General features: G+C 69.1%; 11 protein-coding genes and 1 pseudogene. All 12 read right to left on the minus strand.

The annotated features are described in order from the left end of the window. A pseudogene (locus O4G76_RS02430) lies at window positions 1-76 on the minus strand (electron transfer flavoprotein subunit beta/FixA family protein); the annotation flags it as partial. A 14-nt stretch (window positions 77-90) separates the two neighbouring features. Beyond that, window positions 91-1,302, minus strand: a complete 1,212-nt coding sequence (locus O4G76_RS02435) for an acyl-CoA dehydrogenase (RefSeq protein WP_269395825.1) — start codon at window positions 1,300-1,302, stop codon at window positions 91-93. 1 nt (window position 1,303) lies between these two features. After that, complete coding sequence (locus O4G76_RS02440; protein WP_269395826.1) at window positions 1,304-2,866, minus strand: class I adenylate-forming enzyme family protein; 1,563 nt, start codon at window positions 2,864-2,866, stop codon at window positions 1,304-1,306. Next, entirely contained in the window at window positions 2,863-3,885 is a 1,023-nt protein-coding gene (locus tag O4G76_RS02445; RefSeq protein WP_269395827.1) for a nitronate monooxygenase family protein, read from the minus strand. The genes O4G76_RS02440 and O4G76_RS02445 overlap by 4 nt, the downstream gene beginning before the upstream one ends. Further along, complete coding sequence (locus tag O4G76_RS02450; RefSeq protein ID WP_269395828.1) at window positions 3,882-4,676, minus strand: oxepin-CoA hydrolase, alternative type; 795 nt, start codon at window positions 4,674-4,676, stop codon at window positions 3,882-3,884. The genes O4G76_RS02445 and O4G76_RS02450 overlap by 4 nt, the downstream gene beginning before the upstream one ends. Further along, entirely contained in the window at window positions 4,673-5,101 is a 429-nt protein-coding gene (locus O4G76_RS02455; RefSeq protein ID WP_269395829.1) for a PaaI family thioesterase, read from the minus strand. Before O4G76_RS02455 ends, O4G76_RS02450 begins: the two co-directional genes overlap by 4 nt. A 1-nt stretch (window position 5,102) precedes the next feature. Then, complete coding sequence (locus tag O4G76_RS02460; RefSeq protein ID WP_269395830.1) at window positions 5,103-6,227, minus strand: acyl-CoA dehydrogenase family protein; 1,125 nt, start codon at window positions 6,225-6,227, stop codon at window positions 5,103-5,105. A gap of 10 nt (window positions 6,228-6,237) precedes the next feature. Next, the gene (locus O4G76_RS02465; protein WP_269395831.1) at window positions 6,238-7,434 is read right to left on the minus strand and encodes an acyl-CoA dehydrogenase family protein; all 1,197 of its coding nucleotides are present in this window, start codon (window positions 7,432-7,434) and stop codon (window positions 6,238-6,240) included. A 13-nt stretch (window positions 7,435-7,447) separates the two neighbouring features. Continuing rightward, window positions 7,448-8,623, minus strand: a complete 1,176-nt coding sequence (locus tag O4G76_RS02470) for an acetyl-CoA C-acyltransferase (protein ID WP_269395832.1) — start codon at window positions 8,621-8,623, stop codon at window positions 7,448-7,450. Window positions 8,624-8,637: 14 nt separating this feature from the next. Continuing rightward, window positions 8,638-10,725: a 3-hydroxyacyl-CoA dehydrogenase NAD-binding domain-containing protein gene (locus O4G76_RS02475; protein WP_269395833.1), complete on the minus strand. Its 2,088-nt coding sequence runs from the start codon at window positions 10,723-10,725 to the stop codon at window positions 8,638-8,640. A 92-nt stretch (window positions 10,726-10,817) separates the two neighbouring features. Beyond that, on the minus strand, window positions 10,818-11,630 hold the full coding sequence (locus O4G76_RS02480) for an IclR family transcriptional regulator (RefSeq protein ID WP_269395834.1): 813 nt from the start codon (window positions 11,628-11,630) through the stop codon (window positions 10,818-10,820). 7 nt (window positions 11,631-11,637) lie between these two features. Continuing rightward, a complete protein-coding gene (locus tag O4G76_RS02485) occupies window positions 11,638-12,975 on the minus strand; it encodes a TRAP transporter large permease (RefSeq protein ID WP_269395835.1) in 1,338 nt (445 codons plus the stop codon). Window position 12,976: the final 1 nt, after the last annotated feature.

Raw genomic sequence — 12,976 nt, forward strand, 5'->3', positions numbered from 1 at the left:
CCCCCGTGCCGTCCGACTTCACACGGACCTTCACGTTGTAGTCGATCACCCGCTTCACGGGGACTAGGATCTTCATCATCTGCTCCTGTCTCAGAAGAACGCCTGCAGGCCGGTCTGGGCGCGGCCAAGGATCAGCGCATGAACGTCATGCGTGCCCTCATAGGTGTTCACGGTTTCCAGGTTGATCATGTGGCGCATCACCGGGAACTCGTCGGAGATGCCGTTGCCGCCATGCATGTCGCGGGCATGGCGCGCGATCTCGAGCGCCTTGCCGCAATTGTTGCGCTTCATCAGGGAGACCAGCTCGGGCGAGGCGCGGCCCTCGTCCATCAGTCGGCCCAGCCGCAGGCTGCCCTGCAAGCCGAGCGCGATCTCGGTCTGCATGTCGGCGAGCTTCTTCTGGAACAGCTGGGTCTGGGCCAGCGGCTTGTTGAACTGCTTGCGGTCGAGGCCGTATTGCCGCGCCGCGTGCCAGCAGGCCTCGGCCGCGCCCATCGCGCCCCAGCTGATGCCATAGCGCGCGCGGTTGAGGCAGCCGAAGGGACCCTTGAGGCCCTGCACGTTCGGCAAGAGCGCGTCCTCGCCGACCTCGACGCCGTCCATGACGATCTCGCCGGTGGTCGAGGCGCGCAAGGAGAGCTTGCCGCCGATCTTCGGCGCGGACAGGCCGGCCATGCCTTTTTCGAGGATGAAGCCGCGGATCTTGCCCTCATGCGCCTCGGACTTGGCCCAGACGACGAAGACATCCGCGAACGGCGCGTTCGAGATCCACATCTTCGAGCCCGACAGCCGGTAGCCGGTGTCGGTCTTCTTGGCCACGGTCTTCATGCCGGCAGGGTCCGAGCCCGCATCGGGCTCGGTCAGGCCGAAGCAGCCGATCAGCTCGCCAGAGCACAGGCCGGGCAGGTATTTCTTCTTCTGCTCTTCGGAGCCGTAGGCGTGGATCGGGTAGATCACGAGGCTCGACTGCACCGACATCATCGAGCGGTAGCCACTGTCCACGCGCTCCACCTCGCGGGCGATCAGGCCATAGGTGACATAGGACGCGCCGAGACCGCCATACTCCTCCTCGACGGTGACGCCGAGCAGGCCCGCCTCGCCCATCTCGCGGAAGATCGAGGGATCGGCCGTCTCCTCGCGGTAGGCCTCGGTCACGCGCGGGGCGAGCTTGTCCTGAGCGAAGGCCCGCGCCGCGTCGCGCAGCATCCGCTCGTCTTCGTCGAGCTGGGCCTCCAGCAGAAACGGGTCGCTCCAGTCGAATTGAGCGAGTTCGGGGCCGTGGCCGTGTGTGTCCTTGGGCATGTCAGTTCTCCTCCGCGTCGAGTGCCGCCAGGCGATCCGCGAAGGTGCCCAGCAGCTTGTGTTTCAGGATCTTGCCGGTCGCCGCGGCGGGCAGCCGGTCCACGATCAGGATCTTCGATGGCCGCTTGTAGCTCGAAAGCCGCTCCGAGACATGGGCTTTCAGCGTCGCCGGCTCGGGCGCCGGATCGGTGCACTGCACGAAGGCCAGCACCTCCTCGTTGCCGCCCCGGCTGCGGCCGATGACGGCGGCCTGCACCACGCCGGGGTGATCGTTCAGCGCCGCCTCGACCTCGGGCGGGTAGACGTTGAAGCCGGAGCGGATGATCAGCTCCTTGCAACGGCCCACCACGTGCAGGCGGCCCTCGGTGTCGATCCGGCCCAGATCGCCGGTCCTGAGCCAGCCCTCGGCATCGATCACCTGCGCCGTGGCCTCGGGGTTGCGGTAGTAGCCCTTCATCACATGGGGCCCGCGCGTGTGGATCTCGCCCACACCCTCGGCGTCGCTCGCCGCCGGATCGATGCGGATCTCGATGCCGGGCAGCGCCGGGCCGACCGAGACGTCGGGCGTGCCGATCGGGTTGCGGGTGCCGCAGACGCCCGCCGTGCTTTCGGTCATGCCGTAGCCGTTCTGCAGCGGCAGCCCGTAGAAGGCCTCGGCCTTGCGCTTCCATGCCGGGTCGAGCGGCGCGGCACCGGAGGAGACGTAGCGCAGCTTCGCGCCCTCCAGCCGGTCGAGGCCGAGCGAAGCGACGTGCTTCATCAGCAGCGCGTGCATTTGCGGCACGGCCGGCAGCACCGTCGCGCCATCCTTCAGGGCGGCCAGCAGCCGGTCGGGGGCGAAGCGGGTCTCCAGCTGGACGCAGGCGCCGCAGGAGGCGCCGGCCATCAGCATCGAGGCAAGACCGAACACATGGGTGAGCGGCAGGGCCCCGTAGATCCGGTCCCCGGGCACCATGGCGCGCATCGCGGCGCTCGAGGCCCCGGCGAAAAGCAGGTTGGCATGGGTCAGCATCACGCCCTTGGGGTCGCCCGTGGTGCCGGTGGTGTAGAGGATCACGGCGACCCGTTCGGGGCCCTCGGGCCCCGGCTCCGGCGCCCCAGCGGGGCCCTCGGCGATGCCGAGGCTGCCGGTCGTGGTAGTGACCTCAGCCGCGCCCGCCGCCTGCGCATGGGCGCGCGCCTCGGGCGAGACATGCGAGGTGTAGAGGATCGCGCGCGGCGCGGCATGTTCGGTGATGCGCTCCAGCTCTGGGCCGGTCATGCGGGCGTTGACCGGCACCGCGATGGCGTCGAGACGCGAGGCCGCGAAGATCGCCAGCGCCGCGGCGGCGCAGTTCTCGGCGACGACCAGCACCCGGTCGCCCGGCCCCACGGCGCGGTCGCGCAGCAGCCCGGCCATCTCCTCGATGGCGGCGTGGTATTCGGCGTGGCTGAGCACGCGTCCATCGCTGTCGATCAGCCCCGGCGCGTCGCCGCGTTCGGCCGCCTGCCGGGCGATCAGCTCGTGCACCCGGCACGTCCTCGTCCCAGCCTCGGGGCTCTGGGCCATCTCGGCACTCGTCATGCGATCATCCCCTCCTGCATCCTGTCGCGTGCTGGCGCGGGGCGCAGCCGCGCCAGCGCCGCCAGCGCCTCCTCTTCGAGCCCGCCGACGATCTCCGCCAGCGGCGCGATCTCCCCGGTGAGCCCCAGCGACTGACCGGCCGAGAGCATGCCGCGTGACACGTCGCCGGTCTCGTAGGCCCGACGCCCGATCTTCCCCGCGACATGCGGCAGCAGCGCCTCGATCCCGATCTCCGGGTTCTCCGCCTCCAACCGCGCCACCGTCTCCGAGGTCTCGTTCCTCAGCGTGCGGATCGTGTTGCGCACGCTCGACATGGTGAGCATCGTGTCGGTCTCGCGCGCGCCCGACAGCGCCCGCTTGTAATCGGGATGCGCGCCGATCTCCTCGGCGACGAGAAAGCGCGTGCCGACCACGACGCCCGCAGCGCCGCCCGCCAGCGCGGCCACGATCTGCCCGCCATGACCGACGCCGCCGCCGATCAGGAACGGGATCTTCAGCCGCCGCTCGGCCAGCGCGAGGTTGACGAAGGAACCAACGAGGTCGAGGCCCGGATGGCCGCCGCATTCGGCGCCGACGATCGACACCATGTCGACGCCCACCGCCTGCGCCTTCTCGGCGAAGCGCACGCTCGGCACCTTGTGCAGCACGGTGATCCCGGCATCCTTCAGCATCGGCAGCCATGGCTCGGGGTTGCGTCCCGAGGTCTCGACGAAGCGCACGCCCTCCTCGGCGATCAGCGCGAAGATCTCCTCCGTGCGCTCGCCCGGCACCAGCTTGGGCAGCATCGAGACGTTGACCCCGAAGGCGCCGCCCTGCGACATCTCGCGCGTGCGCCGGATCTCGGCGCGCAGCGCGTCGGGCTCGGGAACGCTCGCCGCCGTCAGGAACCCGACGATGCCCGCGCGCGCACAGGCCGAGACATAGGACGCGTCAGACAGCCACATCAGCCCGCCCGCCACGATCGGCAGCCGCGTGCCATAGGCACGGGTGACGGCGGTGTCGAAGACCGGATCGATCATGTCCGTTCCCTCAGCTTGGCGAAATCCGGGCTGCGCTTTTCGAGGAAGGCGCCGATGCCCTCGGCCGCCTCGGCCGTTCCCTGGGCGCGGGCCATGGCGTCGCGCTCGGCATCGAGCTGGCTAAAGAAATCGCCCGTCGCGGCGCCGTTCATCAGCGCCTTGATCTCGCCCTGCGCGACGGTCGGCCCCTGCGCCAGCCGGTCGGCCAGCGCCATGGCGCGCTCGAACACCTCGCCCTCGGGGGCCAGTTCGGAGAGCGCGCCGAGCCCGTGCAGCCGCTCGGCCGCGATCGGCTCGCCCAAGAGCACCATTCGCCGTGCCAGCGCCCGCGGCAGCAGGGCTGTGAGGAAATGCGTGAGCCCGGCATCGGGCACCAGCCCCGCCTTCACATAGGCGGCGGTGAAGCGGGCATTCTCGGCAGCGATGGTGAAATCGCAGGCCAGCGCCAGCGACAGCCCGGCCCCGGCGGCGCCCCCCTCGACGGCGGCGATCACCGGCTTGGGGCAACCGATCACGGCGCGGATCAGGTCGTGCAGCCGGTCGATATTGCCGCGCCGCTCGGCCTCGGTCTGCGCCGCGCGGGTGGCCAGCACACCCAGATCGCCGCCGGCACAGAAGAAGCCGCCCTCGGAGGCGAGGACCACGCAGGCGATGCGCGGCGTATAGGCCGCCGTCATGATCGCCTCCTGCAGCGCCGCGTAGTAATCCGGCGTCAGCGCACCGCGCCGGGCGGCGTTGAGGTTCCACACCACCAGCCGGTCGCCGAGATCCTCGATCCGCGCCATGCTCATGCCGCGCCCTCCTTTGCAGGTTGCGACACCGGCTTGAACACGCCGGTCGCGGTGGCGACGAGACGGTCGTCCTCGGCCCGCAACTCGCCCTCGATGAACAACAGCTTGCGGCCGCCGCCGGTGATCCGGCCCACCGCCACGAGCGCCTCGCCCTCGCGGGCGGGGGCGAGGTACTGGGTGTTGAGCGAGATCGTCAGGAAGGGGTGCCGCCCCTCGGGGTCGCGGGTCAGGCTGCCGGTGGCGCCCATCGCGTTGTCGAGGATCGTCGCGACGATGCCGCCATGCAGCATGCCGTGCCTGTTGGTGTGCTCCGGCCCCACCCGCAGGTGACAGCGCGCCCGTCCGTCGCCCTGTCCCACGTCGAGCGTGTAGCCCAGCAGCCGCTGCGCCCCGGTCTCGCCCCTGATGATCCCCTCCCCGGTCATCTCAGGCGGCCCGGAGCCGGACGAAGCGCCCGAGATGGAAGGTCGCGTCGCCGAAGCGCTGATCGAGCATCGACAGGCGGCGCGCGAAGCGGCCGAGATCGTATTCCTCGGTCATGCCGATGCCGCCATGCATCTGGATCGCCTCCTCTGCCACCAGCCGCGCCACCTTGCCAACGAGATGCTTGGTCGCGGAGACATGGATCTCGCGGGTGTCGCGGTCGGCCTCGAGATGGCCGCACAGGTTGATCACCGCCGAGCGCGCCTGCTCGATCTCGATCAGCATGTCGGCGGCGCGGTGCTGCAGCGCCTGAAACTTGCCGATCGGCTGGCCGAACTGCTTGCGGGTCTTGAGATAGTCGCCGGTGAGACCACGTGCCGTCTCCATCGCCCCAAGCGCATCGGCGCAAAGCGCGGCGGTGGCGCGGGCCTGCGCGGTCTCGATCGCCTCGATCGCCGCGCCCTCGGCCCCCAGAAGCGCGCTCTCGGGCAGGGACACGCCGTCGAGCGTTATCTCGGCCGCGTGGCCGCCATGGCTCAGCGGGTAGTCGCGGGTTTCGACGCCCGCCGTGCCCTTGGGCAGCAGGAACAGGCTGATGCCGTCGCGGTCGCGCGCCTCGCCGGAGGTCCGCGCCGAGATGACGATGTGATCGGCCTGCGCGCCGTTCGCGACCACGGATTTGCGGCCCGTGAGGCTCCAGCCCTCGTCCGAACGCTCGGCCCGGGTCTCGACCCGTTCGACGTCGAAGCGGCTGGCCGGCTCGCCATGCGCGAAGGCGAGCTGGACGCTGCCCTCGACCGCCTGCTCGATCAGGCCCTTCTGCGCCTCCGTGCCCAGCTCGGCCACCAGCCCGCCCGCGAGCAGCAGCTCGAGCATCGGCTCGGTGGCGCCAGAGCGGCCCAGCTCCTCGAACACGGTCATCAGGTCGAAGCCCATGCCGCCGAAGCCGCCCTGATCTTCGGTGAACAAGGCGCCCGCGACGCCCATCTCGGACAGCCCGGCCCAGATCTCGGGCGAGGATCCGGTGGCCTCGGCCGCTGCGAGCGCGGCGGGGGTGACGGCGTCGCCGAGATAGCGGCGCAGCCCGTCCTGCAGCATCTGCCGCTCTTCGGTCAGTTGGAAGTTCATGGCCCGCTCCTCAGAGTTCCAGGATCGCCTTGGCGATGATCGTCTTCTGCACCTCGTTCGACCCGCCATAGATCGAGAGCTTGCGGTTGTTCAGGTAATGCGGCGTCGCGGCCATCGCGTAGTCCGGGCCGACCGGCCCCTCGTTCGAACCCGCATCCAGCGCCTCGGAGACGAAAGGCATGGCCCAGGGGCCGACGGCCTGCTTGGTCAGCGCGTTGATCTCCTGCCGGATCACCGTGCCCTTGACCTTGAGCATCGAGCTTTCCGCGCCCGGCGCCTGACCGGCGGCTGCGGCCGAGACCACCCGCAGATTGGTCGTGGCCATCGCCATCAGCGCGATCTCGACCTCGGCGATCTTCGCGGCAAACAGCGGGTCCTCGATCAGCGGGCGACCCTGGCTCTGTTCCAACTTCGCGATCCGCTTGAGATTGGCCAGACCGGCATTGGCAAATCCGACACCGGCGATGTTGGTGCGCTCATGCGTCAGCAGGTACTTGGCGTAGGTCCAGCCCTTGTTCTCCTCGCCGACGAGGTTCTCCACCGGCACGCGGACGTTGTCGAAGAAGACCTCGTTCACCTCCGGCTCGCCGTCGAGCAGCACGATCGGGCGCACGGTAACGCCGGGGTCGTTCATGTCGACCAGCAGGAAAGAGATCCCCTCCTGCGGCTTGCCTTCCTTGGAGGTGCGCACGAGGCAGAAGATCATGTTCGCGTACTGGCCCAGCGTGGTCCAGGTCTTCTGCCCGTTCACCACGTAATGGTCGCCGTCGCGTTCTGCAGTGGTCTTGACCGAGGCGAGGTCCGAGCCTGCGCCCGGCTCGGAATAGCCCTGACACCACCAGTCGGAGCCGTCGAGGATGCGCGGCAGCCAGTAATCCTGCTGTTCCCTGGAGCCGAACTTCTGCAGCACCGGGCCGAGCATCGCGAGGCCGAAGGGCACGATGCGCGGCGCATGGGCGGCGGTGGTCTCTTCCTCGAAGATATGCCGCTCGACCGCGTTCCAGCCGGCGCCGCCATGTTCCTTGGGCCAGTTGCCCGCGAGCCAGCCCTTCTCGTTGAGGATGGCGTGCCATTCCTCGTAATCCTCCTTGGTCAGCCGCTGGCCGAGACGGCCCTTGTCCGACAGCCGCTTGGGCAGTTTCTCGTCCAGAAAGCGGCGCACCTCGGCGCGGAAGGCCTTCTGCTCTTCGGTGAAGCTCAGGTCCATTGCGGCCCCCTTCTCAGTAGATCTCGAACAGGCCGGCGGCACCCTGCCCGCCGCCGATGCACATGGTCACGACGCCGAGCTTGGCGCCGCGCCGGCGGCCCTCGATCATCAGGTGGCCGGTCATCCGCGCGCCGGTCATGCCGAAGGGATGGCCGATCGAGATCGAGCCGCCCGAGACGTTGAGCTTGTCGTTGTCGATGCCCAGCGTGTCGCGGCAGTAGAGCGCCTGGGAGGCGAAGGCCTCGTTCAGCTCCCACAGGTCGATGTCGTCGACGGTGAGGCCCTGACGCTCCAGGAGACGCGGCACGGCGAAGACCGGGCCGATGCCCATCTCGTCGGGCTCGCAGCCCGCCACCGCGAAGCCGCGGAAGGCGCCGAGGATGTCGAGGCCGAGACGCTCGGCCTCCTTGCGGTCCATCATGACGAGCGCGGCGGCGCCGTCGGAGAGCTGGCTGGCGTTGCCGGCGGTGATGAAGTTGCCTTCGCCGCGGACCGGCTGGAGCTTTTGCAGGCCTTCGAGGTTGGTCGAGGGACGGTTGCACTCGTCCATCGAGATGGTCTCGGTGACGTGGGAAACCTCGCCGGTCTCCTTGTCCTTGACCGCCTTGGTCACCTCCATCGGCGCGATCTCGGCGTCGTAGCGTCCGTCCTGCTGCGCCTTCGCCGTGCGCTGCTGGCTCGACAGCGCCAGCTCGTCCTGCGCCTCGCGCGAGATGCCGTAGCGCTTGGCCACGGTGTCGGCGGTCTCGATCATCGCGTGGTAGAGCTCGGGCTTGTGCTCCTCGATCCAGGCGTTGCGCGAATGGCGCACGGGCGGCTGCACCATCGAGATGCTCTCGACGCCGCCGACGAGGATCGCCTTCGCGCCCTCCTGGCTGATCATGTGCCCACCCATGGCAATCGCCTGCAGGCCGGAGGCGCAGAAGCGATTCACGGTGGTCGCTGCGATCGAAACCGGCATTCCGGCACGGATCACCGCCTGACGGGCGATGTTGCCGCCGGTGACGTATTCCGGATAGCCGCAGCCGAAGATCGCGTCCTCGATCAGCGCCGGATCGATACCGGCGCGCTCGACCGCGTGGCGGGCGGCATGGCCGGCCATGTCGGCGCCATGGGTGATGTTGAACGCACCGCGGGCGGCCTTGCCGATCGGGGTGCGGGCGGTGGATACGATGACGGCGTCGGTCATGTCGTCTCTCCCTCTCAGCCGTTCAGGCTGGCGAATGTGGAATTCTCGTCGGCGAGGCGGTCGAGCAGCGGCGCCACCTGCCAGAAGTGATCGTCCTCGGCGGCGTATTGCCTGATCCGGTCGCGGATCGTGGCAGGGCCTTCCGTGTCGGCATAGTGCATCGGGCCACCGCGATGGCGCGGGAAGCCGTAGCCGTAGAGCAGCGTCACATCGACATCGAGCGGGCGCTGCGCGATGCCCTCCTCGACCACGCGGGCGCTCTCGTTGACCATGGCGGCCATGTAGCGCGCGACGATCTCCTCGTCGGTGAAGTCGCGGGGCGCGACGCCCTGCTTCTCGCGCTCGGCGGCGATGATCTCCTCGACCTCCGGGTCAGGGCGACCGCGCGGGCTCTCCTCGTCGTAGATATAGTAGCCGCGACCGGTCTTCTGGCCCAGACGCCCCATCTCGTAGAGCGTGTCGGCCCAGCCCGGGTAGCGGTCGCGCTCGTGGCGCTGGTCGGCTTTCCGCTGCCGCGTCATGTAGCCGATGTCGAGCCCCGCGAGATCGCCGACCTGATAGGGCCCCATCGGGAAGCCGAAATCGCGCAGCGCGCGGTCGATCTGGTAGGGGCTGGCACCGTCGAGGATCATGTGATCGGCGGCGGTGCGGTAGTGCGACAGGATGCGGTTGCCGATGAAGCCGTCGCAGACGCCGGCACGAACCGAGACCTTGCCCAGCTTCTTGCCGAGCGCGAAGGCGGTGGCGGTGACCTCGGGCGCGGTCTCGCGGGCGACGACGACCTCCAGAAGCTTCATCACATGGGCGGGCGAGAAGAAGTGCAGCCCGATCACGTCCTCCGGACGCTTGGTCGCCTGCGCGATCTCGTCGATGTCGAGATAGGAGGTGTTGGTGGCCAGCACCGCGCCGGGCTTCGCGACCCGGTCCAGCTCGGTGAAGACCGCCTTCTTGACGTCCATGCTCTCGAACACGGCCTCGATGATCACGTCGGCCTGCCCCAGCGCGTCGTAGCCGGTGACGCAGGAGAGCGCGCCCGAAAGGATCGCGTCGCGCTTGTCTTCCTTGAGCTTGCCGCGCTTCACGGCGGCGGAAAGGTTCTTCTCGATGGTGGCACGGGCGCAGGCTGCGGCCTCGTCGTCGCGCTCGACCAGCGTGACGGTCAGGCCGCGCAATAGCGCCGCGGTGGCGATGCCGGCCCCCATGGTGCCGCCGCCGATCACGCCGATGGCAGAGACATCGCGGGGGGTGACGCCTTCGATTTCGGGCAGCTTGGCGACCTTGCGCTCGATGAAGAAGGCGTGGATCAGCCCCGCGCGCTGCGGCGTCTCCATCATCTTCATGAACTGACGGCGTTCCTCGGCGAGGCCCTCGTCGAAGCCCAGCTTGGTCGCCGCCTCGATCGCGTCGAGCGCGGCCAGCGGGGCGACCTCGCCACGCAGCTTCTTTTGCAGCGCTGCGCGGCGGGCCTCGAACATCGCGGCGTCATGCGCGGGCGCGGCCATGTCGCGGACCGGGCGCGGGCCTGCGCCCTGCTGCAGCAGTTCCTCGGCATAGGCGAGACCGGCCTCGAGCGCCTCGCCCTCGCCGAGACGATCCACCAGCCCCAGCTCGACGGCCTTCCGGGCCGAAACCGGGGTGCCGGTGGTGGCCATCTCGATCGCGGCCTCGGCGCCGACGAGGCGCGGCGCGCGCTGGGTGCCGCCGGCGCCGGGGATCACGCCGAGCTTCGTCTCCGGCAGGCCCAGCTGCGCGCCCGGGACGGCGACGCGGTAATGCGCGCCGAGCGCGATCTCCAGACCGCCACCCAAGGCCGCGCCGTGGATCGCGGCGACGACCGGCTTGGTGCAGGCCTCGATCCGGTTCACCACCTCGGGCAGCGACGGCTCCTGCGGCGGCTTGCCGAATTCGGAGATGTCGGCGCCACCGATGAAAAGCCGCCCGGCCCCGTGGATCACCGCGATTTCGGCGGCATCGGCCTCGAACCGCTCGATCGCCTGCACCAGCCCGGCCCGCACGTCGCGGCCCAAGGCGTTCACCGGCGCATGATCCACCGTGATGACCGCGACCCGGCCCCGGCTCTCGAAATGCACTGTACCTGCCATCTGGTCCTCCCTCTCCGGCCTCAACCTATCGGCCGCGCCAATCTATTTCAACATGCAAATCTTAATTCCGCAATGCGGAACTGATACGGCATTCAGATCTCGTGCCGGGTCAGGAACGGCCCCTGCCCCATGATCCGCTCGAGCTCGCGCACCCCGGCCTGCAGCTTCGGCCCGACCTCGCCCCTCATCCGATCCATGCTCAGATCCTTGGGCATGGCGCCGCAGGTGAAGACCACCGGCTCGCTCAGGTCGCGCGACTGGAACGGCACCGAGACGGCGTGGATGTTGGAGGCGAAATAGACCGCCGGGTTCGCGATCACGAAGCCCTCGGTGACGAGCTGCGTATAGGCCTCGCGCCGGGCCTCGCGCGCCGTCTCCTCGTCGAGGCCGCGATGCCCCTCGGCATCGGCGACGGCCTCGACGAAGCCTTCCTCCGACAGGGCGGCCAGCATCGCGTGGCCCGAGCTCGATCCCTTGAAGGGCAGCCGGTGCCCGACCTCGAGCCAGATCGACGAGACGTTCTGCGGCCGCCAGGTCTTGGTGATCAGCACCCGGCCCCGATCGCGCACCGACAGGAGCGCCAGCGTGCCGGTCTCGTCGGCCACGCGCTGCATGATCGGCCCCGACAGCTCGACGAAGGAAATGGACGCGCTCGCCACGTTGCCCAGTGCCAGCAGCGCCGGTCCGGGACGGTAGCGGTCGTGGCGCCGCGCATGGGTGAGATAGCCCAGCGACTGCAGCGTGAAGGTCAGCCGCGAGACGGTCGATTTCGGCAGGCCGGTCCGCTCGGAGATCTCGGCATTGCCCAGCCCGTCATCCGAGGGACGAAAGGCGCGCAGCACCGACAAGCCCCGCGCCAGCGTGGTGGCGAAACGGCGGTCCTGGCTTTCGTCGGTGATCTTCATAGGCGCCTCACATCGAATAGGGGATGACCAGCGACAGCGCCGGCACCGCCATGATCAGGATCAGCACCAGAACGTCCACCGACAAAAACCGCGCGATGCCAGCGAAGATGCGGTCGATCGGCACGTCGCGCCCGACCACGCCCGCGATGACGAAGACGTTGAGGCCCACGGGCGGCGTGATCAGGCCGATCTCCAGGAGCTTGATGACGACGACGCCGAACCAGATCAGGTCGAAGCCGTAGGTCTCGATCAGCGGGATCATCAGCGGCAGCGTCAGCACCATGATGCCGATCGGATCGAGGAACATGCCCAGCGCGAGGTAGATCAGCGCGATCGCCGCCATCAGCAGGATCGGCGACAGCTCGGCCGCGGTCACCGCCTCGACGATGTCGGGCGCGACGCCGGTGAGCGCGATGAAGGCCACGAAGATCTTGGCCCCCGCCGCGATCAGGAAGATCGAGGTGGTCTGGATGCAGGTCTCGCGCAAGCTCTCCCAGATCGCGCGCAGCGTCAGCTTGCGCTGCACCAGCCCGATCAGCACCGCCGCCGAGACGCAGACCGCCGCCGCTTCGGTGGCGGTGAAGATGCCGCCATAGATGCCGCCGACGATGATCACGAACAGCAGCACGGCGGGCCAGGCCTCGAGCGCGGCGCGACCGCGATCGGCCATTGAAATCGTGCCGGTATAGGCGGGCGCCGAGGCCGGGTCGCGCTTTACCCAGATGAAGATCACCAGCAGGAAGCCCAGCAGCGACACGATGCCCGGCAGGATACCGGCGAGGAACAGTTGGCTGATCGAGGTCTCGGTGAAGATGCCGTAGATGATGAACAGCACCGATGGCGGAATGAGCGAGCCCAGCGTGCCGCCGGCGGCGACGCTCGCCGTGGCGAGGCGCTTGTCATAGCCCACCGAGAGCATCTCGGGGGTGCAGATGCGGCCCATGGTCGAGGCGCAGGCGATCGAGGATCCGGTAATCGCCGAAAAGCCGCCGCAGCCCACGACCGAGGCCATGGCGACGCCGCCGGGCACCCGTGCCAGCCAGACCCGGGCGGCATGGTATATCTTGGTGGTGATATCGGCGCGGTAGGCGATGTGGCCCAGCGCCACGAAGAGCGGGATCATCGACAGGTCGTAGCTGTGGATGAGATCGAAGCTGTTGGAAAAGACCAGCGAGGTGGTCGGCCGGATCGCCCGCTCCGGCGCGAAGGCACCGGTGCGGAAAGCGAAGATCACGAAGGTGCCGATGGTGGCGATCGCCGCGAGCGCGAAGGCGATCGGCACGCGCAGCGCCAAGAGGAACAGGACCGCGCCGAAGGCCACGAGACCGATGAGAGTGCCGTCCATG

Origin of the sequence: Limimaricola sp. G21655-S1 (genome assembly GCF_027213785.1) — a bacterium.
In the GTDB taxonomy this organism is placed as follows: domain Bacteria; phylum Pseudomonadota; class Alphaproteobacteria; order Rhodobacterales; family Rhodobacteraceae; genus Limimaricola.